Source organism: Dellaglioa sp. CoH-57-MRSF-17 (assembly GCF_056782015.1).
The window spans coordinates 338881-362829 of record NZ_JBXAXY010000002.1; the positions used below are offsets into that span (position 1 = coordinate 338881).

The window sequence follows — 23949 nt, forward strand, 5'->3', positions numbered from 1 at the left end:
AAATTCTCCTATTCTTTTATACCACCGAAACGGCGGTCTCTTTTTTGATAATTTAGTATTGCATCTTTTAATGCATCTTCAGAAAAATCAGGCCATAATGTATCAGTAAACACTAATTCACTATAAGCAATTTGCCATAATAAGAAATTAGATATTCTTTCTTCACCACTAGTTCTGATTAGTAATTCCGGATCATTATAAGGTGCTAAATTACTAGTCATTAAATACTGGTCAATTGTTTTATCTGTTATCTCTTCAACGCTTAGTTTACCATTAGAGGTATCAGTTGCAATATTTTTGATAGCCGTCACAATCTCTGCTCGCCCACCATAATTTAATGCAAAATTAAGAACCATCCCTGTATTATCTTTAGTATCTTCCACTGCATTTTGAACAGCTAATTTTGTTTCATTTGGAAGCTGATCAATGTAGCCCATAACATTAACTTTTACATTCTTTTCAATTAATTCTGGTACAAACTTATCAAAAAAAGTACCCGGTAAACTCATCAGGTAATTAACTTCTGTTTCGGGCCGTTTCCAATTTTCAGTAGAAAATGCGTAAAGTGTTAAAACTTTAATCCCTAAATCACTTGCAGCCATAGTTACTGTTTTTACAGTATCCATACCGGTTTTATGTCCCGCAATTCTAGGTAAATGCCTTTTTTTTGCCCAACGTCCATTACCATCCATTATAACAGCAACATGTTTAGGAATTCTTTCCATATCCAATTGGATTAATTCATTTGTTTTATTTTTTTTAAAATTAAAAGCCATATTGTACCTCCAAGAATAGTTACATGTTCTATTGTAGCAAAAAAACAGGCACAAAACGACGCCTGTCTTAAAATAAAGCTATTTATTTAAACTGCTAAAATTTCTTTTTCTTTATCTGCTTGAATATTATCAATATTTTTAATTGATGCATTCGTCACATCTTGAGCTTGTTTTTCTAAATCTCGTAAATCATCTTCGGTTAAATCACCATTTTTTTCTGATTTTTTCAAGGCATCAACTGCATCACGTCTGATATTACGAATAATAACTTTAGCATTTTCTGCTTCAGCTTTAACGTCTTTAGCTAATTCCTTACGACGTTCTTCTGTTAATTGAGGAATAACTAATCGAATTGCTGATCCATCATTCGAAGGGCTAATTCCTAAATCAGCAACTAATAAACCATGTTCAATATCCTTCAAAGCACTTTTATCAAATGGCGTAATTAAAAGTACGCGAGCTTCTGGTACTGAAATTTGTGCAACTTGATTAAGTGGCGTTGGTGCACCATAATAATCTACTGTCACATTATTCAATAAACTAGCATTAGCTCGACCAGCCCGAATATTACCAAGATTTTTTTGAAGTGAAACCTCTGCTTTTGACATTTTATCTTGAGCATCAACTAATATAGGTTCTGTTATTTTCATTTATTTTCCCCTAACGGTTGTTCCGATGGTTTCACCGAGAACAACTTTTTTTATATTTCCTGGTTCGTTCAAATTAAATACGACTAACGGAATATCATTATCCATCGATAATGTACTTGCAGTTGTATCCATAACTTGTAAGTTTTTATTAATTATATCTAAATGTGTTAATTCTTCATATTTTGTTGCTGAGTCATCCTTTTGAGGATCAGCAGAATAGACACCATCTACGCCATTTTTTGCCATCAATATAACATCAGCATTAATTTCTGCAGCTCTTAACGCTGAAGTTGTATCTGTTGAGAAATATGGTGAACCCGTACCCGCAGCAAAAATAACAACGCGACCTTTTTCAAGATGACGAACAGCTTTACGGCGAATATAGGGTTCTGCAATTTGGCGCATTTCAATAGCTGTTTGAACTCGAGTTGGGACACCTACAGACTCAAGATTATCTTGCAATGCTAGTGCATTCATAACTGTTCCTAGCATCCCTATATAATCTGCCTGCGCACGTTCCATACCCATTGCGGCTCCAGCTTCACCACGCCACATATTACCACCACCAACAACGATAGCGACTTCAACACCCATTTCTTGAATTTCTTTTAATTCTTCAGCAACTTTTCTAATTACAGGTGGATTAATACCAAATCCTTGTTCTCCGGCTAATGCTTCACCGCTTAACTTCAACATAACGCGTCGATACTTAACATCTGACATCCAATGTTCCTCCTACAATCTATTTACAATTATTTTACCATATTTTAGGTATAATTAATAATTCAATTTATATCAAAATAAATTTATTAAAAAAAGTTTGTGCTTAAAGCACAAACTTTTGGATTGTAGAAAATTATTTAATTTGGCCCATAACTTCGTCTACAAAATTATTTTCTTTCTTTTCAAGACCTTCTCCAACTTCATAACGGATAAATAATTTAACTTTTCCACCCTTAGAAGCAACATACTTAGCAACTGTCATGTCAGGATCTTTAACAAAATCTTGATCATCTAAGCTAATATCAGCTAGATATTTATTTAAACGACCCTCAACCATTTTTTCAATGATATTTGCTGGTTTGCCTTCATTAGCAGCTTCTTTAGAAAGTACTTCTTTTTCATGTGCCAATTCATCAGCAGGTACTTGTTCACGAGATACATACTTAGGATTAATTGCAGCAACATGCATAGCAACATCTTTAGCAGTTGATTCATCAGCATCTGTAACGACAACAAGTGTTGAAATTGAGCCACCCATATGTGAGTATGATCCAAAACTTTCATTATCAGTTTTTTCTACTAATTCAAAACGACGTAATGAAATTTTTTCACCAATTACTTGTGTTGCTTCAATTAAATCATCATTAATTGTGCCACGGTCTGTTTTAATTGTAAGTGCTTCTTCAACATCTTTAGGATGTGCTTCAGCAATTTTAGTAGCAATCAATTTAACAAGTGTTTTGAATTGTTCGTTTTGAGCAACGAAATCAGTTTCTGCGTTAACTTCAACAATAGCTGCAAAGTTACCAGAGAATTGAACATCAGATAGACCTTCAGCAGCAACACGGTCACTTTTTTTAGCAGCCTTTGCCATACCTTTTTCGCGGAGGAAATCGATTGCTTTTTGCATATCACCGTCAACTTCAACGAGTGCTTTTTTTGCGTCCATCATACCGACACCAGTTGTATCACGTAATTCTTTAACTTGAGAAGCAGAAATTTTTGCCATTTGAATGGCCTCCTTGTTTAAATAATTTAATTGATTTTATATCTAAAAAAACTGCCTCAAAAGAAAGGGCCATTACAGTACCTAATTTTGAGACAGCCTAATTTATTTACTATTCAGCAGTTTTTTTATCATTTCCGCCTTCAACAGCTTCAACGATATCTTCGATTGAATCTACTTTTTCGTCAGCCTTTTTGAAAGAAGCTTCATTCACTTCTTCTTTACCTTGATTAGTTTCAATAATAGCATCAGCCATTTTTGCAGTAATCAAACGTACAGCACGAATTGCATCATCATTTGAAGGGATTTTTACATCAATTTCATCTGGATCACTATTTGTATCAACCATAGCGATGATAGGAATATTCAATTTTTGAGCTTCCTTAACAGCGATACGTTCTTTACGAGGATCAACAATGAATAATACATCAGGGATGCGAGGCATATCTTCAATACCACCCAAGAATTTTTCAAGACGATCTCTACGTTTAATTAATAAAGAAACTTCTTTTTTAGGAAGAAGATCAAATGTGCCATCTTCTGACATTTTTTTGATTTCTTTAAGACGTTTGATACGTTTTTGAATTGTGTTCCAGTTAGTTAAAGTTCCACCTAACCAACGATGGTTAACAAAGTATTGTCCAGCACGAGTTGCTTCTTCTTCAATAGCATCTTGTGCTTGTTTCTTTGTACCAACAAAAAGAACAACACCATCATCTTCAGCAGCTTTTTTCATTGATGCATAAGCAGCATCAACTAATTTAACTGTTTTTTGTAAATCAATGATATAAATACCATTTCTTTCAGTAAAGATGTATGGTTTCATCTTTGGGTTCCAGCGACGTGTTTGATGTCCAAAATGAACACCGGCTTCGAGCAATTGTTTCATACTAATAACAGCCATAATGTAGTGCCTCCGAGTAAAAGTTTTATTTTCCTCCCAAGTGTTCAACTGTGCTAAGACTCTCCCGAGCACCCTCAGTCACATCCCACAAGGTGTGAATTGATGTTTTAACATCGTCTTTAAGTATACAAAATCTAAAATTAGAACACAAGTCTTATTTTTAATTATTTAACTTCTGTTTCCACAACGCCTGTTGTTAAAAATTGATAAGCACTATTCAAAGCAATTTCAACCATATTTTTAACTGCAGTTTCAGTATAGAATGCAATATGAGGTGTTAAAATAACATTTACCATATCTAAAAGTTCATTAAATAATGGATCTTCAATAGATGAGTCCGTTAAATCATGATTAAATATTGGATTTTCGAATTCATACGTATCTAAAGCTGCTCCACCAACTTGTCCTGATTTTAATGCGTCAATTAAATCTTCAGTATTAATTAACGTTCCACGGGCTGTATTTACAATCAGAACTCCGTGTTTCATTTTTTCAAATGAATCTCGATTAAGCATGTGTTCATTCTCTTTTGTAGCTGGCGTATGTAATGTAATAACGTCTGCTTGTTCGAACAACTCATCTAATGTATCAACATAAATACCACTCTTTTTTAATTCAGCATTTGGATAGACATCGTATGCAATAACTTTTGCACCGAATCCTTTGTAAATGTCCATTGCAACCCGGCCAATACGTCCAGTTCCAATAACACCCACGGTTAAGCTTCTCAACTCGCGTGAAATATTTGGAGCCCAACGATAGTCTTGATTTTTAATTTTTAAATTAAATTCTGGTGTTCTTCTTAAGAGTTGCATCAATTGTGTCACAGAAAATTCAGCAATCGCGTTAGGTGAATACGCTGGGACATTTGTCACCGTCACACCGTATTTTTTAGCTGCAACTAAATCAATATTATCAACCCCGACATTTCTAACAGAAAGAATCTTAATATTCATCTCTTTCATTTTAGAAAATAATGTTTCGTTATAAGGGATTGTTTGCAATGCAATAATACCATCAAATCCATCCGCTTGCTGTATCGTTTCATTCGTTAATAAATCTTGAGTAATTTCAACATCAACTTGATTGTCATCAGACCATTGATTACCAAATCCAACTTCATCTTTTCTCATACCGAACGCAATTAGTTTCATAATACAAAATCCTCCATTTTCTGACTAATTTTATTTAAATTTAACTTCTTTATCAGAATGTCCTGTTTCTATTAAGTCTTTACTTGCATTCAAAGCATCTATAACCATATTCCTGACAGCAGGCTCTGTATAGAACGCTGTGTGTGGGGTAATTAACACATTCTCACGTTGCAATAAGTTTTTAAAAGTACCATTTACTTGTGATTCTGTTAATTCTTTATTGAAATAATCAGTCTCATTTTCAAGTGTATCTAATGCGGCACCGGCTACTTTCCCTGAATCTAGCGCTCTTATCAGTGCATCGGTGTCAATCAATGTTCCTCTGGCCATATTCAAAATATGCACACCATTTTGCATTTTACTAAATGCTTCGTCATCTAATAAATGATAATTATCTTCAGTAGCAGGGCTATGAATTGTGATAACTGTTGATTTTGCATATAGCTCATCTAATGTATCAACATAGATTCCTTCTTCTTTCAAAGCAGGATTTTGATAAATATCATATCCAATAATTTTTGCACCAAATGCTTTAAAAATTTTAATGGCTGTTTGCCCAATTCTTCCTGTACCAATCACACCAACTGTTTGTGTGCGGATTTCTTTAGAGATATCGGGTTCCCAAGTGAAATCGTTATTCTTCATTTTACGATTAAATTGTGGTGTTTTTCTAAATAACTCCAACAATTTAGCTACAGATAGCTCCGCAACAGCACTTGGAGAATAAGATGGCACATTCGTCACAATCAATCCATACTTATTAACTGCATCCCCATCAACGTTATCCACACCAGTATTACGAATCGATAAATAATTAATATTTAAATCATGAATTTTTTTAATTAATTCAGGTGTATAGTCCTTTTGTTGGTAGGCAACGATAGCGTCATAATTTTCTGCTAATTGAACTGTTTTTTCGTCTAATAATTCATTAACAGTTTTTATTTTAATTTGATTATCTTTTTCCCATTCTTGGACATACAATAATTCATCTTCTCGGATACCATACGCAATGATTTTCATAATGTTATACCTCTTTATTTTAAAATTTATACTTTCATTATATCATTTGAAATCTTTTTATACATTATTTCAGATTTCAACTGATTGCTTTTTTAAATAAGCAATTTTTTTATCTCTTGATTGGTGTTTGAAAGCATATTCTTTCTTTAATGCTTCAGATTTCGTTTCAAATGATTCCTGCAAAATCATTTTCAAAGGCCGTCTACTAGCTAATTTTGTGTACTTTGCACCTTTCCCTGCATTATGCGTTGCAAGTCTTTTTTCGGGATCCGTTGTAAATCCGCCGTATAGTGTATTATCAGCGCACAGTAATACATAGAAATAATATTTTTTTTCATCTTCCATAAACAATCTCCTGAACCATTTGTGTGTACTCATCATCGTTACCATAAACAACAATAGGAGGCATAATCCTAATTCCTGCTGCATTGCCATCCTTAATTGCTTCAATTAGGACCATGTTAGCCTCTTTTCCCTCTTTTGGATGAACAAATTGGATTTTTTTAGGCGCCAACCGATGATTAACCATTTTACTTAGAATTTCAGGCAATCGATCAGGACGGTGTACGAAAAAAGTTTTCCCCTTCATTTTCAATAAACCGCTAGTAATTTCTAGAATACTATCTAAATTAGTTGTAATTTCATGTCGTGCAATTGCTAAATACTTGTTAGGATTCTGAGAAGATTGTGGCGTATTTGGAAAATAAGGTGGATTACACAATACGGTATCAATTGAGTCTTTTTCTAGATAATCAAACGTGTTGATTAAATCTGTTTGCTTAACTTGTACTTGATTTTCCAAGTGATTCAATTCAATACTTCTATTTGCCATATCAGCTAATTTTTCTTGAAGTTCAATCTGATAAATTTGACCCTTTGTTTTTTGACTAACAAATAACCCGACTGCACCATTGCCCGCACATAAATCAACTATTTTAGTTGATTCTTTTCTTGAAACATCTGCAAAATGGGCTAATAAAACAGCATCCAGTGAAAAAGAAAAAACATCTGAACTCTGAATGATTTTAATTTGATTTGAGTATAATTGGTCAATACGTTCATTGTTATTAAGTGAAACCATTTTTCATTACCCATTTTCTATAATTTTTTTTAAACTTGCAACTTTTAATTTAATTAGTCATACTTACCATACAAAGTTTAAAATTTGAAAGGATTGTTGCCACATGTTTTATTCATTTGCACGAGGTATTGTACGAGTACTTTTATTCTTAATCAATGGGAATGCCCACTATATTAATAAAGAAAAACTACCTGAAGGATCGTATATTTTAGTAGGTCCACACCGAACTTGGTTTGACCCCCTTTACTTTGCCTTAGCTGGTAGTCCTAAAAAGTTTTCATTTATGGCAAAAAAAGAACTATTTGTAAATCCAATTTTACGCTATATCTTAATTCATGCCAATGCTTTTCCAGTTGATCGAGAAAATCCAGGTCCATCAACAATTAAAACGCCAGTTAAATTTTTAAAAAAAGGCGAATTATCATTAATTATGTTTCCCTCAGGTACCCGACATTCCGAGGAATTAAAAGGTGGTTCACTCTTAATTGCTCGAATGGCACAGGTACCCCTAGTTCCAGCAGTCTATCAAGGTCCATTAACCTTAAAGCAACTTTTCAGTAGAAAAAGAGTAACCGTTTCATTCGGTGATCCAATCTATTTAGACAAAAAAACAAAATTGACTGATGAGGTCCAAACAGAAATGGACACCCAATTAATGGCTGCATTTCAAAAATTAGATACTGAAATTAATCCCAATTTTAAATATGTTGATCCCCATAAAAGTAAAAATAATAATTAAATTCCAAAAAAAATACTGGTAGGAAATCATATTGATTTTCTACCAGTATTTTTATTTAAAATTAAACTTAATCATCTGATATATTTTGTAAACTATACATGTCAGCGTATTTACCATTTAATTTTAGTAATTCTTCATGTGTTCCTCGTTCAACAATTTGACCCTTATCCAACACTAGAATTTGGTTAGCGTCAACAATAGTTGACAGTCTGTGTGCGATAACAAGCGTCGTTCTATTTTGTCTCATTTGTTTTAACCCATCTTGTATAAGTTGTTCCGTCTCCGTATCAATATTAGCTGTAGCTTCATCCAATATTAAAATTTTGGGATTAGTTACAATCGTTCTCGCAAATGAAATCAATTGCTTTTCACCAGCGGAGTATGTTGCCCCTCGTTCAACAACTTTCGTTTGATACTGCCGAGGTAATTTATCAATAAATTGATCAGCATGAACAAATTTAGCAGCTTTTTCAATTTGTTCATCAGTAATATCTTGATTAAACATTCTAATATTTGAAGCAACATTACCATAAAATAAAAATGAATCTTGTAATACAAGCCCCATTTTTTTACGTAACTCTTCTGTCGAATATTTTTTAATATCTAAACCATCAATTAAAATTTGCCCTTCTTCAAAATCATAAAATCTCATCAAAATATTGATGGTTGAACTTTTACCACTACCCGTGTGTCCAACGAAAGCAAGTGTTTCACCAGGTTGTACCGTAAATGATATATTCTTTAAAACAGCATTCTCATCATCATAAGAAAAAGTAACATTTTTGAATTCAATTTTACCTTCAGTAATTGTGGCTCCTGCCACGGGTGTTTGTTGTGGTTCTATTGTTTGGTCATCAAGAACACTAATGATTCGGCTACCTGCAACGATTCCATCTTGGAAAGTTGTCAAATAATCCATTAAGTTTGTCATGGGATTGAAGAAATTTTGTAAATATGTTAGAAATGCATATACCATTCCTGCTTCAACAAAATGATCTAAACTGCTAATTCCAAATAACCCAAGTGTCATTACTACAGCCAATGCATAAAATAAACTAATAATTGGTGAAAGTAACAATGAATTAGTTCGAATCATTTCAAATCTTTTTTTCAAATAAAGTTCATTAGTGTCCTCAAATTCGCCTTCAATCCGTTTTTCTTGGCGAAATTGTTGAATCACATTTATTCCAACGATAGATTCATTTAATTTAGTATTTAATCGACTCAAATATTCTCTCATTTGTCGATAAACCTTTGAACTAAACCGTTGGTAATACCATGTTGTTATTAGTAAAATTGGTATAAAAATCAACGTTACCAATGCAATCTGTGGCTTGGCAATATACATTGCTACAAAAGCAGAGATAAGTGAAAATACACCAACGATTAATGTCATAAATAGCGTCCAAAAATCTGCTAATGTCATCGTATCATTAGTAACCCTAGAAACAACAGCTCCAGCCGGTGTCTTATCAAAGTAACGCATCCCTAACGTGTGAATTTTTTTAAAAAGAATGACACGTATTTTTTCTAATGTTTTTTCTGCACCCATTGAGTACAAATACATTTGAATGAATTGAGTAATTGCTTTTAAAATTACACCGATAAAGTAAAGACCCGCAAATAAAAACATAATATTTAGTGGTGTTGATTTCGATTGAAGATAGTTATCCATATAATACTGTAAAAGAAGAGGTAGTAATATATTAATTCCACTTAATATGGCCGCAAATAAAATTGCGATTAAAAAATCGGCTTTAAAATCTTTTGTATAGGGCAACAATCTTTTAATAACTGTTCTTTGTTCTTTACCGCTCAGTTCTTTTTGCCAGCTAGATTTAGGCTTTTCACTCATTAATTTCATCTCCCTCTAACTTGCTTTCAAGTTGTTGTTTAGTTGTCATTTGATAGTACCAACCTTTTGATGTCATTAACGTATCATGCTGTCCTCGCTCAATAATTGTTCCACCATCAATTACGATAATTTCATCTGCATCTTTTACACTACTCATACGGCTTGCAGAAATAATAGTTGTTTTATTTTGACGTTTCTCTTTTAATCTAGTTAAAATAATAGATTCCGTTCTGGCATCAACTGCCGAAAGAGCATCATCCAAAATTAATAGCTCTGGATTAATTACAAGGGCACGAGCGATAGCTAAACGTTGCTTTTGGCCACCAGAGAGGGATATTCCTTGTTCTCCAACCTCTGTTTCATATTTTAGTGGTAATTCAGTGATATCACTATCCAAATCAGCATTAAATGCAGCCATTTCAACCTTTTCTTTTGTTAAATTCATATTAGCAAAACGTATATTATTTAAAATAGTTGTTGAAAATAAAAAGCTTTCCTGAGGAACGTAACCAATTGACTTCAGATACGTATCTAAGGCATACTCTTTAATATTTGAATTATTAACTGAAATCATTCCGTTGTATGCATCAAATTCACGAAGTATCAATTTCATAATCGTTGATTTGCCAGCACCCGTTTTTCCAACAATGCCAAGAGTTTGACCAGAACCAATTTCAAATTTAACATTATGCAAGCTTTCCCGATCATCATCTGGATAATTAAAATGCTGGACATCAAATTTAAAAGATCCCACCGGTAATTTATCTAACCCCTTTTCATTATCTACAATGCCACTTTTTTGATTTAATAATATTTGAACACGATCATAACTAGCATTTCCACGTTCAATAACATTAAATAATCGACCAATAGCAAACATCGGCCAAACAAGTAACGCAATATAACTTATAAATGAAATCAGTTGTCCAATTGAAATAACGTTGTTAGCCACATAGTATCCACCTAAAATGATAGTGCAAACATATGACAATCCAATAATTAAACTTGTTATTGGATCAAACAATGCATCCAATAAATTAACTTTTCTATTAATCTTGATAGTTTCTTCAACTTTTCCTTCAAAATCTTCAATATCTTCTTGTTCTTGTCCAAGAGTCTTAATCACTTTAATTCCGCTGACACTCTCTTGCGTTTTATTATTCAACGTTGAAAACGCTGCTTGAGATGTAGAGAAAGCAGTGTGTATTTTAGTTCCTAAATATCTAGCCATAACCGCCAATAAAGGTAACGGAATAATTGCTAAGATTGTTAAACGCCAATCTATTAAAAATATCATTGCAATTATAGTTGTCCCACCCGTGATAATTGAATCAGCAAAAGTTAGTATACCTGCACCAGCAACCTGCTGAATAGCTGTTAAATCATTCGTTGCATGTGCCATCAAATCGCCTGTTCTATTTTGCTGAAAAAAAGATTGATCCATTTGCATAAAATGTTTAAATAATCGAGTACGTAAAATTTTTTCAAGGCGAGCAGCGCTACCCCAAATATTGGTTCTCCAGATATATCTAAACAGATATTGCCCTAATGCAACAAAAACTAAGATACTAATCCAAATTGCTAACTTACTCACTGTTAGTTCATTTTCACTCATACTATCAACGATATTTCCAATAATTTTAGGTGGAATAATTTGGAAGATTGCCACTAAAATCAGAAAGAATACTGCGATTCCATACGATTTTTTTTCTTGTTTAAAAAACCATCCAAGTTTTCTAAATATAGTCATTCTAACTCCTCCTTTTTATAAAAAAAAACAAGCAAAGGAAATCCTTGCCTGTTCATAAAATATTAAATTATTTTTTTTGCGAACTATTTTTTGCTTGTGCATTCATAGATGACATCATCTGATGTAATTTCTTTTCAGAAGGTTTTTGGCCCATTTGGACCATCATCATTCTTAACATATCTTCATTGATTGGTGGGTTCTTTTGTAAATATGTTTCCATATACTTACGAGCACCGAAAAATCCTCCGACAAGTCCAACTGCTAACGCAATAACGGCGATTAAAATCGTCATTCCCATTGACATAATTCAAGACCCCTTTCAATTCACTTCAATCACTAATTCTACACAATTTTCACATAAAAGAAAAGGTAAATCTATTCAAATTGGGAACTATTTTCTTAGTTATCTCGTAAACCTTTATCACGTTGAACTTTTTTTACTTTGTCAGGTGTTACTTCTTTACCTGTTTTATCATAAACCTGCATCATTTCAACTCGACTTCTAAAACTTTCTCTAAATAATGCAAGATACGTTTCACGAAGTTCTTTTCTTTCAGCTTCTTCAGCCTTTGTTAAACCTTCATCAGTTTTACTTTTTGCAGCTAATTCATTTATTCTTGGTGCTAAATCTTCTGGGATCATTTATTATCACTCCTTAAAATTTCACTCATAAGCATACCTGATAATATGATAAAAAACAATTATTCAAATTAACCGAACGTTTGTTTGCAACAACTACTTTCATATGCTACTATTAAAATAATAAATAATGATGATGAGGTGTACTAAATGACAAAAGCATCTGACAGCAAACAACTTGCAGTCTTGCGCTTTATTCATGAACGAGTGGACACGAAGGGTTATCCACCAACTGTTAGAGAAATTGGCGAAGCTGTTTCTCTATCATCTACTTCCACTGTTCATGGACACATTGCTCGACTTGAAAAAAAAGGATTACTAACTAAAGATCCCACCAAACCTAGGGCAATTGAACTTACACCACTTGGATTAGATGCGATTGGCGTTAATAGTCATGAAAATTTAATTCCAATGGTCGGGACCGTTACTGCTGGTGTACCCATTTTGGCTGTTGAACAGGTAACTGATTATTTCCCCCTCCCACCTGACTTTAATTCCTCAGATGATTTATTCATGTTAACAATTCGCGGAGAAAGCATGATTAATATTGGGATATTAAATGAAGATCAAGTTATTGTCAGAAAACAGTCAACTGCTGAAAATGGTGAAATTGTTATTGCAATGAATGAATTTGATGAGGCAACCTGTAAAAGATTTTTCAAAGAAGAAAATCATTTTCGTCTCCAACCCGAAAATGATTCAATGGAACCAATTATTTTAGATTCTGTCTCTATTTTAGGCAAAGTCATTGGACTCTATCGTCATTTTTAATGAACAAAGCAGAAAAAGCTACTAAATTAGTCAGACTAATCTAGTAGCTTTTTCTATTGAATAGAATATTGCCTTTGCATATTTTTGCTGCCTATTAAAATATATTTAGATTTATCATTACTGTAATCTAAATAAATATCTGCTCCATCATTTTTTAAATGATTTTGATACATATTCTCGTATAATTCAATAGAAACTTGAACACGTTCTTCTAAATTAATTTTCGGTAATTGACTCTTGAAATTATCTGTTAATGTACCAGAAAAGAATTCTCCAACTGCCCCTGAACCATAGCTATACATCCCTATTCTATCACCGGCCTCTAAATCATTACTATTTTCAAGTAAAGATATAAAGCTTAAATATAGTGAGCCAGTATATAAATTTCCAACCTGATTATTATACTTTTTAGCTGCCTCAAATTCTCGTTCTAATTCAATTTTTTTGCTATCTGTCGCTTCATTAAGGACTTCTCTTAAACCTTTAACACCAAGTTTTGTATATGGCAAATGATATAAAATAGCCTTAAAATCAGCAACAGTTAATCCTGTTTTATTTTTATACTCATTCCATGTTTGATTAAAAAAATCTAAATATACGTTCTGAGAAGTTTTACCGTCTACAAGTGCTTCGCTGTGATTTAATGGGCGCCAAAAATCCATAACATTTTCCGTTACAAATCCACTATCTGCATCTAATAAAAGTATTTTTGGGTTTTTCGTAATAATCATTGCGACAGCGCCGCCACCTTGTGTAGGTTCACCCGCAGTATTTAGACCATATCTAGCAATATCAGCACCAATGACTAAAACCTGACTATTTGGATTAAGCGACACATGTCCTTTTGCCAATTGAATAGCGGCCGTTGCTCCATAGCAAGCTTGCTTAATTTCGATTGATCTCACGTGTTTTAAGCCTAAAAGACCTGAAACGTAGGCTCCTGCCGACTTTGAATTATCAATACCGGATTCTGTTGCAAAAATAACAAAGTCAATTTTGTCTCTATTTTCGTTATCTATTAATAGATCTGCAGCATTTGCACCCATCGTCACCACGTCCTGTGTCGGCGGTATAACAGCCATTTTTGATTGGCCAATTCCAATTAAATATTTATTAGGATCTACATTTCTGACATTAGCTAATTCTGACATATCAACGTACTGATTCGATGTAAAAAAATTAATTCGATCAATTCCAATTTTCATTAATCTTCCAGCTTCCATTTATTATATTGTTTTTATTGTACTTGATGTCTCATTTGATGGCAAGATTTGGTATCACTGGTTTAAAAAGGTATCATTATTCAGTTTCAAATACTAAACCTAAATACTTTTATTACTACCCTAGAAATATCTTTATCAATAAACTATCACACTCGGCGAACAGATAAAATTTGGCAACGATTACAAGACTCATTGGTCGTATTGCACTTAATTGCACTTAATTGCACTTAATTCCCCTTGAATACTAATTATAGAATCACTTTATGTATTCTCTTGTAATTGTCCAGTTAGACGTATAAAATTTAACCATATATTTATACGAAAAAGGGGATTAATATGATTGCACAAACATTTTATTTAATTGTTTTAATTATTTGGGTGTCTATGATTGGGTTAACTATTTGGGATAAAGGTTTGACTAATTTTTTTAAATATATATTCACCCCTACAAAAATACCAAGACAAAATAGATTTAAACACCCTTTTTTGTCGTTTTTAGTTATTCAAGAAAAAGAACAAAAATTTTATTTTTATGCAGTAAGTTTTTTAATAGGTACAATTTTTGGTCTAATGTTTTTCCCCAGGTTCTTAATTTTAAGACTACTAACATTTAGCATTGCTTCATTACTGTTTTGTTATAGTTTTTTTTCATACCTAAAATTATTCCCTAAAAAAACAAAACTCTGGCAAATTGAATCGTATTTATTATTACTTATTACTACATTCATTTTTTATCTAATTAATTATATGAATTTGATTACACCACTAATGGAAACAACAGTTATTTTTACATTTATATTAGGTATTATTATCATTACCTTTAGTTCATTCTATTTATTAAAATTACTTTCATACATTGTTCAAAATAATTTTGCACATACTGTACAGGTTATTGCTGAATTTGCATTAAATATTTTCTATGAAGGTTTGCTTGTTGGAACTTCTTTAATAGGCGTTTTAGGAGGTGAATCAAAAGTTACCGAATTTGTCTCTAAGTTACCCAGTGTCCATGTTGTTGATCACTTAGTAGCTATTTCATATTATGGCTTGAGTGATTTTTTTGGAGACCCCATAAATTCTATTCAAAATGTTCAGTCATATCCAACAATAATTTTATATATTCATCTGCTAAGCTTATTATTTGGCGCAAGCTACACGTGGATATTTCTTGCTAACTTAATAAGCATTGATAATAATTAAATGAGTTTTGCAATTATATTAAAAAGTTGATATACTAAACAAAGTTATTTTGGAGAGTTGGCAGAGTGGTAATGCACCGGACTCGAAATCCGGCGAACGCTGTAATGGCGCGCGCAGGTTCAAATCCTGTACTCTCCTTTTTATATCATATTAAACCAAAATAAAAAAACACAAACGCCAGTTTAAAGGCATTTGTGTTTTTTATTTTGTATAAAAAGAGACTATAAAGCATTAAAACATCATATGACTTTGCACATATTTCGCACATTTTTATATACCTAACATTAAAAAAGCTTTAAGTGACTTTCTGAATTATAAAAAATCAGTATTATACCTGTATCTTGGACCCAAACTGATGTATATATAATTAATATTTCGCAAACAACCGTCTGTTCTTGGTAAAAGGAAGATAATATTCAAAAGCTCGTAGCTTAATTTAAAAATAAAAAGCTCTAGTATTGGACGAAAATCCAATACTAGAGCCTCATTTTATAAAATTATACAACAATAGCTATCATAAAGCTGTAATCATGAATTTAATAGTTCATTAAACTGAATATATCATAGTCTTTTATTTTTTGACGGCCCTTTAAATCATCTAATTCAATAAAAAAGGCAGTCCCTACAACAATACCACCTAATTGTTCAACTAATTCTATCGTCGCTGCAATCGTACCACCAGTTGCTAATAAATCATCTGTTACTAAAACCCTCTGTCCAGGTTGTACCGCATCCTTATGCATATATAGTGCAGATTCTCCGTACTCCAATGCATACTTGGCCTCAACGGTTTCTCGAGGTAACTTACCTTTTTTTCTAGCTGGTGCAAATCCTACACCTAGATCATAGGCCACTGGACATCCAACAATAAACCCTCTAGCTTCAGGGCCAACAATCATCTCAACATTTTTACTCTTGGCATATTCTACAATTTTATTTGTTGCTTCGCGGTATGCTGCTCCGTCTGCCATTAAGGGTGATATATCTCGAAAAACAACACCTTTTTCTGGGTAATCAGGAATTGCAGCAATATACTTTGTTAAATCTAATACCATTAATAAACGCTCCTTTAATCTTCTGTATTCAATTGTTCAAGTATCCACTTTTTAAGATCATTCTCTTTAGAGTAGACTAACTTATCTTCAGCTAATATTCGATTATTTCTTAGCTTATATTCAGAAGTATTTTTAATGTCCATTTTATTTGTTGTACTTTTTCCAGTCATTAATCCATCTTTTATTTTAACAAATTCCAACTCTAAAAACACCTTAATCATGAATATTAATAAATTTTTCTTTATTTTTAAAAAATCAGATAAGACGATTAGTTGATTATTAATATCAACATCTTTATGACTCATCACAAATTTATATAACTTTGCATACTGTTCTCTGGATGGCATACCATCTAAATAGGCACTGTTAGTCTTTAAAAATACTGCAATTATTTTCTGACTATCCGATAAACGTAATATTGTAGACATTTGTTCCAACGAGCTTGGGCAATCTACAAATATAATTGTTCTTTGATTATCAAAATCTGATACACTTTTTAGTTGATCAGCCTGCTTAAATATCTGTTTGTCTGATGAAAATTGTTTTACTTGGTCATAATTTTTTTTATTCCAGAATATAAACAAGCCTTCATTTTGAAATAAACTTTTATTCACGTGGTCAGTTCTTTCATCAATAATTACAAGCCCTTCAAATTTAATGTCCTGTACCATTAACTGTAAATTTGTTTTATTCATCCATACATTTTTTTCAATTTCACCGATTAATTTGATCTCATCTAAAGTATTCTTGAAATCATCAACATACTTTGCATTTGAAAATGAAATTCCACTAATTTTTTCTTTCTCACCAACAACTTCAAATTTTAAGTGAGTTCCTGTTTTACCAATAGCCTTAACATTTTGTATTGATTTATATTTAATTTCAAAAATCGGTTTTTCATTGTCTGTACCAAATGGTTTTAATTTTTCAATATCCTTATAAAAATCCAAAGTCAATTGATCTACATTTAGCTTTGCTACAACCACTTTGGCTGGCTTAACGTTCAATTGAATTCCTTGAGATACTGCTTCATTTTCCAAGTCTAATCTAAATCTTTCTAAGTTTTGAATGGGAAATGTTAATCCCACGGCCATATGATGTCCACCAAAATGAGATGTTAATTCTCTATGTTCATTAATTGCGTTATACAAATGAAATGTATCAATACTTCGACCGGATCCTTTTAAATAGCCCTTCTCTGTATCTTGGTTTAAAATAATTGTCGGTTTACCAGTTACTTCAACAACACGACTAGCAACGATACCTAATACACCTTCGTGCCAATTTTCACCTGTTATTACCAGTGTTTTCTTGTACTGATTATACTCTGCTGTAGCCTGTTTCAATGCTAGTTCTAATATATCTGCTACAATTTTTTGACGGCGTACATTTTCAGATTGAACAAAGTTTGCTATTTCCTGTGCTCGTTCATCGTCTAGACTAGTTAACAGTTCAACACCAATATTTGCATCACCTAATCGCCCAATTGCATTTAAACGCGGCGCAATACCAAAACCAATATCTTTTTCATCTACTGTTTCCTGTTTTACATTCGCAACTTCCATTAATGCAATCAATCCTGGCCGGAACGTTTGTTGTAAAACCTTCAGACCGAAACTTACAAGTGAACGATTTTCATCTGTCAGTGATACCAAATCTGCTACTGTACCGATTACCACTAAATCTAGTAATTCTTCTGAAATATCACCTGTTAATGCACTCGCAACTTTAAATGCCACACCAGCACCTGAAAGTTCTCCAAACGGATATTTTCCTTCAGGATGTCGAGGATGAATTATTGCATAAGCCTTTGGTAAAACATCTGGTAATTCATGATGATCGGTTACGATAACATCTATACCTTGAGATTGAGCAAATTCTATTGCTTCATTCCCTGATACACCATTATCAACAGTAATAATCAAATTAGTACCATTGTCTATTATTCTTTTATAAGCATCTACATTAGGTCCGTAACCATCTATAAATCGGTTAGGTATATAAGTTTCCACATCTGCGCCCATATCACTAAGTGTCTCAAACATGATTGAGGTACTCGTTAACCCATCAGCATCATAATCACCATAAACCGTTATTTTTTGATTTTTAACTATTGCTTGTTGAATTCGTTCAATTCCTTTACTCATATCATGCATAAGCATTGGATCGTGAATGTTTTCTGCTCCTACATTTAAAAAATCAGTAATAGCTTTTTCAGATGTAAGTCCGCGGCTCCATAGTAAAGATATCAATGAATGATCTAATTGAATATTTTCAAATATTTCATTAGGTATTTTGTCATTACTTAAATCTAAAAACTTCCAACTATACTTTGATTCAATCATGTTAAACCTCTACTTTACTAACGATTTATATTTTCTGATTTTAACGTTTTAATTTCATTTTGTAGTAATTGAACTTCTTTTCTATTCTGAGTTTTTATTTTATCAATTGAATTTTTCAATGATTCATCAAAATTATTTTTATAGTCATCCAATTGTTGATTTAATTCTTTATTTTCTTTTTTTAATTTTAAAGTTGCACTTGTTGTTAACAGACCTATCAGTAGTGCTCCTGCTAAAATTGAAAATAATAAAATAAGAATCATTGGCATTTTAATTTCTGCAAACCAAAAATTAATTGAAACTTCCTTTACATTTAAAATTGAAAAAATTGCTATTACGATAATAAGTAATAACGCTATGATTGTTCGCCATTGTTTTTTCATATTTTCCCCCACTATTTTTTGTTAAATACTGTACCCGCAAGTAAATCTCCCATTTTAGGGAAAATTGTATATCCCAAATATGCCATTTCCATATAATATGGTAAATTAATTTCGCGTTTATTTGTACTTATGTTTCTTGATATAATCTTTGCAACATGCGCAGGATTTAGCATCATTGATCCAATATTTTTTAAATAGTTGCCCTCTTTATCAGCTATTTTGAAGAAATTAGTATCAATTGGTCCAGGATTAACTGTCATAACTTTAATCCCTAGTGGTTTTAATTCTAATCTCAACGCATTAGAATAACCAAGGACACCATATTTCGTTGCTGAATAAATTGCTGATTTCGGTGTTGCAATTTTCCCAGCAATAGATGCAATATTAATAATAACGCCATATTTTCTATCTGCCATATTTAGCGCAACATTTTGAGTCATGTACATTAGCCCCAAGACGTTTACTCTAAACATTTTTTCAGCAACATCCATATCAAAAGATAACACATTCTCCATCAAACCAAACCCTGCATTATTTATAAGTACTTCAATCGGTCCAATTGAAGATTCAATTTTTTTAACCATTTTTTCAATTTGAATTGGATCAGAAACATCACATTCAATCGCATAAGCCAATCGACCAGATAGACGCTGACAAGCATCTTTAACCTCTGTAAGTTTATCCATTTGTCTAGCGCAAATAACAACAATTGCACCTTTTCTAGCAACCTCATATGCCAGTTCCTTACCTAAACCACTTGAACCACCACTAATTAGAACGATTCTATTACGTAAATCTTTTAACTCTTTATATTGACTAATCATTTACTTTTTCCTTTTGAGAAAACGGCACATTAATTACATCAAAATCTCTAACAACCGTTGTATTTTTAAAGATACTTCTTGCCTCACTCTGTAAAGTAATGGCCATTTTACCAACATATCTTGCGGAAATATGTGTCAATAATAACATTTTCACGTTTGATTTTTTAGCGATTTCTGCAGCCTGAGCACTAGTTGTATGATAATAATTCCTTGCCATTTTTGATTCAGCTTTTTCAAATGTACTCTCATGAACCAGAACATTTGCATTTTCAGCTAATGTATAACTATTTTTTGTTTTTCTTGTATCGCCCAAAATTGTGACAATACGCCCTTTTTTAGTTTCTCCCAAAAAATCATTTCCATTTAATTTTGTGCCGTCTTCTAATTGAACTATTTTACCGGCTTTTAATTCTCCATAAATTGGACCAGACGGAATATTTAATTCTTTAAGTTTATCTATTTGTAATTCGCCTGCATAATCATGTTCCACAATTCGATAACCCACGCTTATAATACGATGATCTAAGTAATCAAAATATACTTTAAAAGTGCTATCTTCAAATATTAATCCAGGTTTATCAAGTTCTACAAATTTAATTGTATATGACAACTTCGTTTCAGAAACTTGTAAACTGGTCTTCACAAAATTTTGAATTCCTTTAGGACCAAAAATAGTTAAAGGTCCATTACCTCCTTGAAATGATCGGCTACTCAAAAGACCTGGCAACCCAAAAATATGATCTCCGTGTAAATGTGTAATGAATATTTTTTCGATTTTCCGAGGTTTTATTGTCGTTTGTAAAATTTGATGTTGTGTTGCTTCACCTACATCAAACAACCAAACACTATTACGTTCATCTAGTAGTTTTAGTGCAATACTGGTTACATTTCTATTTTTTGCAGGTGCTCCTGCTCCTGTACCTAAAAATTCTAATTCCATATTATTAACCTATCCTTACTTATTCATTTGATTTCATTGGTAATGTAACTTCAAAAACGACACCCTTCGGTATCTTATTTCTAACTTCAATTTTACCTTTATGCTCTTCAACGATCCATTTCGCAATTGACAAGCCTAACCCATTACCACCTGTTTTACGATTTCTTGATTTTTCTTCTCTATAAAAGCGTTGGAAGATTATTTTTTTATGTGTATCACTAATATTTTCTCCATCATTAATGACTTGTATCACTAGTTGCTTAGCCGACTCAATAACGATAAACGAAATTTCATTACCCGCTACTGTGTATTTCAATGCATTATCAAGTAAAATGACAATTAATTGATGTATACGGTCTTCGTCTAATTGAATGTACTTACTTGCAATATTTATTTGAAAATAAAATTGTTTATTTTGACTAAGCGCAATATCTGCATAAGGATGAATAATATTCTCAAAGTATTCCTTAGCAAGGACTTTCTTAAAGTTAAACACATTAGCATTAGAATCTGAATTAGCTAACAATAATAGATCTTTTGTTAGATTATTTAATCGTCTAATCTCACTTAATGAAGTTGCAATTGACTCGCTTTCATCGATAATATTTGCATTAGGTTTTGTTAACAAATACTCTAATTTATTTTGTACTATCGTCAATGGTGTTCTAAGCTCATGGGCTGCATTATCGATAAATTCTCTTTGCTTATTCCATGCACTAATCGTTGGTTTAATACTAATAGATGATAAAATAACACTTAAGGCAATCGACAACATTCCAAAAATAAGCAGAGATACAAGTAAAATATTCCTAAAACTAATCAATGAGTTTTGATTAATCTCAATATTTTCAATAATTTGAATATATCGTGCTTTATGCCATTTTTTAACAGCTGAGTCTGGAATTTCCATTAAGTATGACCTAAACGTAGGTCCGTTTTTTTGTTTAATTGTTTTAAATTTGTTTAAATCAGATTTTTTAAATGGTATCTTATTAAAAACGGGGTATCTGGTACCCATTGCATCTTTATTAATTATTTCTCCATTTTGTGACCATAAGATTTGATAGACTTTAAAGTCAGGTGCTTGCTTCAAAAGTGGACTATCATCGATTCTATTTATGGAGACATAATTAGAATCTTTTATTCGTCTAATTTGTTTTTTCATTGATATATCTACATTAACTGTTAAGGTGTCATTAAATGAACTATATACAATTAAACCAAGTGTTACAAAAATAATACTGAAGCTTAAAAGATACATAAAAAATAATTTTATACGCGTATCTCTATTTGCCTTATTTTTCATCAGGTTCAACCAGATAACCAACGTTTCTAATTGTTCGAATCATTTTTTCATGACCAATCTTTTTTAATTTTTTTCTCAGATTACTCATATAAACTTCTACAACCGTAATGCTAGTATCGGACGTAAATCCCCAAACACGGTCAAATATTTGTTCTTTCGTTAAAATAGTATTCTTATTTTCCAGTAAGTATGTTAAAAATTCATACTCTTTACCCTGTAAATTGATAGATTGGCTGCCAGAAATAATTGTTCTGTTATCAGATAAAATCATATCTTGATATTTTAATTCACTATCTATTTCAAATTTCATTGTTCTTTTCAGAAGAGCCTTTATTCTCATTTGTAATTCGTTTAAATTGAATGGCTTAGCTAAATAATCATCCGCCCCTAAATTAAATCCGGTAATTTTATCGTCAACACTATCTTTTGCTGATAAGATTAGCACTGCCGTGTCAATTTTCTTTTCTCGAATTTTTTTTAATACATCAAATCCCGATATTGTAGGAAGCATTAAATCTAAAATAATAATATCATATATATTTTGTGAAGCTTTAAAAAAGCCTTCCTCGCCATCGAACGCTTGCTCTAACGTCATAATTTTTGCTGTTGCTTCAACAATATTATCAGAAATAATTGTATCATCTTCAATAATTAATCCTCTTGGCATTTTTTTTCCTCATTCCTTTCATTTTCATTAAAAAAAATGCATAATAATTATATCTTCTACTAAAGGATGGTTAAATATTATGCGAATGATCGATTTAGAATTAGCCACTATTGATTTAAATAAAAATTTTAATTTATATTACACTACTAATAATCTATTTTACCCTATTTCTAAGGTAATTAGTACATCAGAATATTTTATTTTAATTGTTACTCCCTCTGATAAACCCTTGTTACTTCAAGATTTACTTCACGTATCTGAGTTGAAATCACGTCATAATAAGCTGTTTATCCAAACTATTGATAAAAATTTACATTTAATTTTAGGTTATAAAATAGATCATAATAAACTATTTTTAGCTTAAAACTTAAAATAGATCTGTCTTCATTCTACTCTGATGCTATTATATATATCGCATGGAGTATTAATAAAAAATGCTAACTGCTGTTATACAGTTAGCATTAGTGACATTTGTTAATAGATAAAGTTATTCTACATAATTATCCTGTCTTTATAGTATATCTAAAAAATGGAGGTAAAACAAATGAATATTCTATCTACAACAGTAAGTATCGTTGCCCTATTAATTTCACTGTATACCCTGTACATCGTCCTAAAAAGTAATAGATAAATTAAACGCTAATTTTTAACACAATACATTATTCATACAACTACTGGATTAAGTCATCAATTGTCCTATCTTATTCAAAAAAGGACAATATTAGTTTGTTGAAACAAATTTAAAAAACATTATAGAACATAGCTATTTTAAGGGTGTACACTTTCTGGTGTTGGTGAAATAAAATTCATCAACACCAGTTTTTTATTCTGAAAACAAAAAAAGAGGCCACCATGACCTGTACTAGGCCCTGTCAAGTTGACGGATGAAATAATATAAAATTTAATATGTTTCTAAATGGCTTTATCCCAGTATT

Annotated in this window: 25 protein-coding genes and 1 tRNA gene; 5 read left to right on the forward strand and 21 right to left on the reverse strand. The window is 31.9% G+C overall.

The genetic code is table 11. The features are described 5' to 3' along the window. Positions 1–8: 8 nt before the first annotated feature. The 9 genes from AC1RPJ_RS03555 to AC1RPJ_RS03595 form a co-directional block, all read right to left on the reverse strand. Positions 9–776, reverse strand: a complete 768-nt coding sequence (locus tag AC1RPJ_RS03555) for an isoprenyl transferase (RefSeq protein WP_481761385.1) — start codon at positions 774–776, stop codon at positions 9–11. An 86-nt stretch (positions 777–862) separates the two neighbouring features. Next, positions 863–1426, reverse strand: a complete 564-nt coding sequence (gene frr, locus AC1RPJ_RS03560; RefSeq protein ID WP_409022446.1) for a ribosome recycling factor — start codon at positions 1424–1426, stop codon at positions 863–865. Continuing rightward, positions 1427–2149, reverse strand: a complete 723-nt coding sequence (pyrH, locus tag AC1RPJ_RS03565) for a UMP kinase (RefSeq protein ID WP_481761386.1) — start codon at positions 2147–2149, stop codon at positions 1427–1429. A 133-nt stretch (positions 2150–2282) separates the two neighbouring features. Then, positions 2283–3158, reverse strand: a complete 876-nt coding sequence (tsf, locus tag AC1RPJ_RS03570; RefSeq protein WP_481761387.1) for a translation elongation factor Ts — start codon at positions 3156–3158, stop codon at positions 2283–2285. A gap of 109 nt (positions 3159–3267) precedes the next feature. Then, a complete protein-coding gene (rpsB, locus tag AC1RPJ_RS03575) occupies positions 3268–4059 on the reverse strand; it encodes a 30S ribosomal protein S2 (RefSeq protein ID WP_409022443.1) in 792 nt (263 codons plus the stop codon). A 164-nt stretch (positions 4060–4223) separates the two neighbouring features. Then, positions 4224–5213 carry a D-2-hydroxyacid dehydrogenase gene (locus tag AC1RPJ_RS03580; protein WP_481761388.1) on the reverse strand — a complete coding sequence of 330 codons (990 nt, stop codon included), beginning with the start codon at positions 5211–5213 and terminating at the stop codon, positions 4224–4226. Between the two features lie 30 nt (positions 5214–5243). After that, complete coding sequence (locus tag AC1RPJ_RS03585; RefSeq protein ID WP_481761389.1) at positions 5244–6236, reverse strand: D-2-hydroxyacid dehydrogenase; 993 nt, start codon at positions 6234–6236, stop codon at positions 5244–5246. A gap of 69 nt (positions 6237–6305) precedes the next feature. Then, positions 6306–6581: a GIY-YIG nuclease family protein gene (locus AC1RPJ_RS03590; RefSeq protein ID WP_409022440.1), complete on the reverse strand. Its 276-nt coding sequence runs from the start codon at positions 6579–6581 to the stop codon at positions 6306–6308. Then, on the reverse strand, positions 6571–7317 hold the full coding sequence (locus AC1RPJ_RS03595) for a tRNA1(Val) (adenine(37)-N6)-methyltransferase (protein ID WP_409022439.1): 747 nt from the start codon (positions 7315–7317) through the stop codon (positions 6571–6573). The genes AC1RPJ_RS03590 and AC1RPJ_RS03595 overlap by 11 nt, the downstream gene beginning before the upstream one ends. A gap of 103 nt (positions 7318–7420) precedes the next feature. On the opposite strand from AC1RPJ_RS03595, the gene AC1RPJ_RS03600 reads away from it, so the two are divergent. After that, on the forward strand, positions 7421–8056 hold the full coding sequence (locus tag AC1RPJ_RS03600; RefSeq protein ID WP_409022438.1) for a lysophospholipid acyltransferase family protein: 636 nt from the start codon (positions 7421–7423) through the stop codon (positions 8054–8056). Positions 8057–8123: 67 nt separating this feature from the next. Here the strand turns inward: AC1RPJ_RS03600 and AC1RPJ_RS03605 are convergent, their stop codons facing one another. The 4 genes from AC1RPJ_RS03605 to AC1RPJ_RS03620 form a co-directional block, all read right to left on the reverse strand. Continuing rightward, positions 8124–9911, reverse strand: a complete 1788-nt coding sequence (locus AC1RPJ_RS03605) for an ABC transporter ATP-binding protein (protein ID WP_481761390.1) — start codon at positions 9909–9911, stop codon at positions 8124–8126. After that, positions 9904–11661: an ABC transporter ATP-binding protein gene (locus AC1RPJ_RS03610; protein ID WP_481761391.1), complete on the reverse strand. Its 1758-nt coding sequence runs from the start codon at positions 11659–11661 to the stop codon at positions 9904–9906. Before AC1RPJ_RS03610 ends, AC1RPJ_RS03605 begins: the two co-directional genes overlap by 8 nt. A 67-nt stretch (positions 11662–11728) precedes the next feature. Then, the gene (locus tag AC1RPJ_RS03615; RefSeq protein ID WP_112249992.1) at positions 11729–11965 is read right to left on the reverse strand and encodes a YneF family protein; all 237 of its coding nucleotides are present in this window, start codon (positions 11963–11965) and stop codon (positions 11729–11731) included. Between the two features lie 95 nt (positions 11966–12060). Beyond that, a complete protein-coding gene (locus AC1RPJ_RS03620; RefSeq protein ID WP_409022435.1) occupies positions 12061–12303 on the reverse strand; it encodes a DUF896 domain-containing protein in 243 nt (80 codons plus the stop codon). Between the two features lie 147 nt (positions 12304–12450). On the opposite strand from AC1RPJ_RS03620, the gene lexA reads away from it, so the two are divergent. Further along, positions 12451–13071 carry a transcriptional repressor LexA gene (gene lexA / locus AC1RPJ_RS03625; protein WP_409022434.1) on the forward strand — a complete coding sequence of 207 codons (621 nt, stop codon included), beginning with the start codon at positions 12451–12453 and terminating at the stop codon, positions 13069–13071. Positions 13072–13124: 53 nt separating this feature from the next. Here the strand turns inward: lexA and AC1RPJ_RS03630 are convergent, their stop codons facing one another. Continuing rightward, complete coding sequence (locus AC1RPJ_RS03630; RefSeq protein ID WP_481761392.1) at positions 13125–14276, reverse strand: hydroxymethylglutaryl-CoA synthase; 1152 nt, start codon at positions 14274–14276, stop codon at positions 13125–13127. Between the two features lie 354 nt (positions 14277–14630). Between AC1RPJ_RS03630 and AC1RPJ_RS03635 the strand changes: the two genes are divergently transcribed. Together AC1RPJ_RS03635 and AC1RPJ_RS03640 are read left to right on the forward strand one after the other, a co-directional pair. Further along, complete coding sequence (locus AC1RPJ_RS03635; protein ID WP_481761393.1) at positions 14631–15494, forward strand: hypothetical protein; 864 nt, start codon at positions 14631–14633, stop codon at positions 15492–15494. A 51-nt stretch (positions 15495–15545) separates the two neighbouring features. Further along, a tRNA-Ser gene (locus tag AC1RPJ_RS03640) sits at positions 15546–15632 on the forward strand. Between the two features lie 398 nt (positions 15633–16030). Here AC1RPJ_RS03640 and AC1RPJ_RS03645 read toward each other — a convergent pair. From AC1RPJ_RS03645 to AC1RPJ_RS03675, 7 genes are all read right to left on the reverse strand, one after another. Further along, on the reverse strand, positions 16031–16549 hold the full coding sequence (locus AC1RPJ_RS03645) for an adenine phosphoribosyltransferase (RefSeq protein ID WP_481761394.1): 519 nt from the start codon (positions 16547–16549) through the stop codon (positions 16031–16033). A gap of 14 nt (positions 16550–16563) precedes the next feature. Beyond that, positions 16564–18894, reverse strand: a complete 2331-nt coding sequence (gene recJ / locus AC1RPJ_RS03650; protein WP_481761395.1) for a single-stranded-DNA-specific exonuclease RecJ — start codon at positions 18892–18894, stop codon at positions 16564–16566. Positions 18895–18911: 17 nt separating this feature from the next. Then, on the reverse strand, positions 18912–19277 hold the full coding sequence (locus AC1RPJ_RS03655) for a lipopolysaccharide assembly protein LapA domain-containing protein (RefSeq protein WP_481761396.1): 366 nt from the start codon (positions 19275–19277) through the stop codon (positions 18912–18914). An 11-nt stretch (positions 19278–19288) separates the two neighbouring features. Further along, positions 19289–20098 carry an SDR family NAD(P)-dependent oxidoreductase gene (locus AC1RPJ_RS03660; protein ID WP_409022789.1) on the reverse strand — a complete coding sequence of 270 codons (810 nt, stop codon included), beginning with the start codon at positions 20096–20098 and terminating at the stop codon, positions 19289–19291. Continuing rightward, a complete protein-coding gene (gene rnz / locus AC1RPJ_RS03665) occupies positions 20094–21041 on the reverse strand; it encodes a ribonuclease Z (protein WP_481761397.1) in 948 nt (315 codons plus the stop codon). Before rnz ends, AC1RPJ_RS03660 begins: the two co-directional genes overlap by 5 nt. A 19-nt stretch (positions 21042–21060) precedes the next feature. Next, on the reverse strand, positions 21061–22206 hold the full coding sequence (locus AC1RPJ_RS03670) for a sensor histidine kinase (RefSeq protein ID WP_481761398.1): 1146 nt from the start codon (positions 22204–22206) through the stop codon (positions 21061–21063). Positions 22207–22336: 130 nt separating this feature from the next. Then, positions 22337–23014 (reverse strand): response regulator transcription factor, encoded by a 678-nt coding sequence (locus AC1RPJ_RS03675; protein ID WP_409022427.1) that lies wholly within the window; start codon positions 23012–23014, stop codon positions 22337–22339. A gap of 79 nt (positions 23015–23093) precedes the next feature. Between AC1RPJ_RS03675 and AC1RPJ_RS03680 the strand changes: the two genes are divergently transcribed. Then, positions 23094–23378 carry a hypothetical protein gene (locus tag AC1RPJ_RS03680; RefSeq protein WP_481762401.1) on the forward strand — a complete coding sequence of 95 codons (285 nt, stop codon included), beginning with the start codon at positions 23094–23096 and terminating at the stop codon, positions 23376–23378. Positions 23379–23949 lie beyond the last annotated feature (571 nt).

What these genes read in the sequence shown, in the direction of transcription:
- AC1RPJ_RS03580 (WP_481761388.1), bottom strand. Translation starts at nt 5,213, where the DNA reads ATGAAACTAATTGCGTTCGGTATGAGAAAAGATGAAGTTGGATTTGGT.
- recJ (WP_481761395.1), bottom strand. Translation starts at nt 18,894, where the DNA reads ATGATTGAATCAAAGTATAGTTGGAAGTTTTTAGATTTAAGTAATGAC.
- AC1RPJ_RS03585 (WP_481761389.1), bottom strand. Translation starts at nt 6,236, where the DNA reads ATGAAAATCATTGCGTATGGTATCCGAGAAGATGAATTATTGTATGTC.
- tsf (WP_481761387.1), bottom strand. Translation starts at nt 3,158, where the DNA reads ATGGCAAAAATTTCTGCTTCTCAAGTTAAAGAATTACGTGATACAACT.
- AC1RPJ_RS03655 (WP_481761396.1), bottom strand. Translation starts at nt 19,277, where the DNA reads ATGAAAAAACAATGGCGAACAATCATAGCGTTATTACTTATTATCGTA.
- frr (WP_409022446.1), bottom strand. Translation starts at nt 1,426, where the DNA reads ATGAAAATAACAGAACCTATATTAGTTGATGCTCAAGATAAAATGTCA.
- AC1RPJ_RS03615 (WP_112249992.1), bottom strand. Translation starts at nt 11,965, where the DNA reads ATGTCAATGGGAATGACGATTTTAATCGCCGTTATTGCGTTAGCAGTT.
- AC1RPJ_RS03670 (WP_481761398.1), bottom strand. Translation starts at nt 22,206, where the DNA reads ATGAAAAAACAAATTAGACGAATAAAAGATTCTAATTATGTCTCCATA.
- AC1RPJ_RS03645 (WP_481761394.1), bottom strand. Translation starts at nt 16,549, where the DNA reads ATGGTATTAGATTTAACAAAGTATATTGCTGCAATTCCTGATTACCCA.
- AC1RPJ_RS03635 (WP_481761393.1), top strand. Translation starts at nt 14,631, where the DNA reads ATGATTGCACAAACATTTTATTTAATTGTTTTAATTATTTGGGTGTCT.
- AC1RPJ_RS03620 (WP_409022435.1), bottom strand. Translation starts at nt 12,303, where the DNA reads ATGATCCCAGAAGATTTAGCACCAAGAATAAATGAATTAGCTGCAAAA.
- AC1RPJ_RS03595 (WP_409022439.1), bottom strand. Translation starts at nt 7,317, where the DNA reads ATGGTTTCACTTAATAACAATGAACGTATTGACCAATTATACTCAAAT.
- AC1RPJ_RS03675 (WP_409022427.1), bottom strand. Translation starts at nt 23,014, where the DNA reads ATGCCAAGAGGATTAATTATTGAAGATGATACAATTATTTCTGATAAT.
- pyrH (WP_481761386.1), bottom strand. Translation starts at nt 2,149, where the DNA reads ATGTCAGATGTTAAGTATCGACGCGTTATGTTGAAGTTAAGCGGTGAA.
- AC1RPJ_RS03610 (WP_481761391.1), bottom strand. Translation starts at nt 11,661, where the DNA reads ATGACTATATTTAGAAAACTTGGATGGTTTTTTAAACAAGAAAAAAAA.
- rpsB (WP_409022443.1), bottom strand. Translation starts at nt 4,059, where the DNA reads ATGGCTGTTATTAGTATGAAACAATTGCTCGAAGCCGGTGTTCATTTT.
- AC1RPJ_RS03590 (WP_409022440.1), bottom strand. Translation starts at nt 6,581, where the DNA reads ATGGAAGATGAAAAAAAATATTATTTCTATGTATTACTGTGCGCTGAT.
- AC1RPJ_RS03555 (WP_481761385.1), bottom strand. Translation starts at nt 776, where the DNA reads ATGGCTTTTAATTTTAAAAAAAATAAAACAAATGAATTAATCCAATTG.
- lexA (WP_409022434.1), top strand. Translation starts at nt 12,451, where the DNA reads ATGACAAAAGCATCTGACAGCAAACAACTTGCAGTCTTGCGCTTTATT.
- AC1RPJ_RS03680 (WP_481762401.1), top strand. Translation starts at nt 23,094, where the DNA reads ATGCGAATGATCGATTTAGAATTAGCCACTATTGATTTAAATAAAAAT.
- AC1RPJ_RS03600 (WP_409022438.1), top strand. Translation starts at nt 7,421, where the DNA reads ATGTTTTATTCATTTGCACGAGGTATTGTACGAGTACTTTTATTCTTA.
- AC1RPJ_RS03630 (WP_481761392.1), bottom strand. Translation starts at nt 14,276, where the DNA reads ATGAAAATTGGAATTGATCGAATTAATTTTTTTACATCGAATCAGTAC.
- AC1RPJ_RS03605 (WP_481761390.1), bottom strand. Translation starts at nt 9,911, where the DNA reads ATGAGTGAAAAGCCTAAATCTAGCTGGCAAAAAGAACTGAGCGGTAAA.
- rnz (WP_481761397.1), bottom strand. Translation starts at nt 21,041, where the DNA reads ATGGAATTAGAATTTTTAGGTACAGGAGCAGGAGCACCTGCAAAAAAT.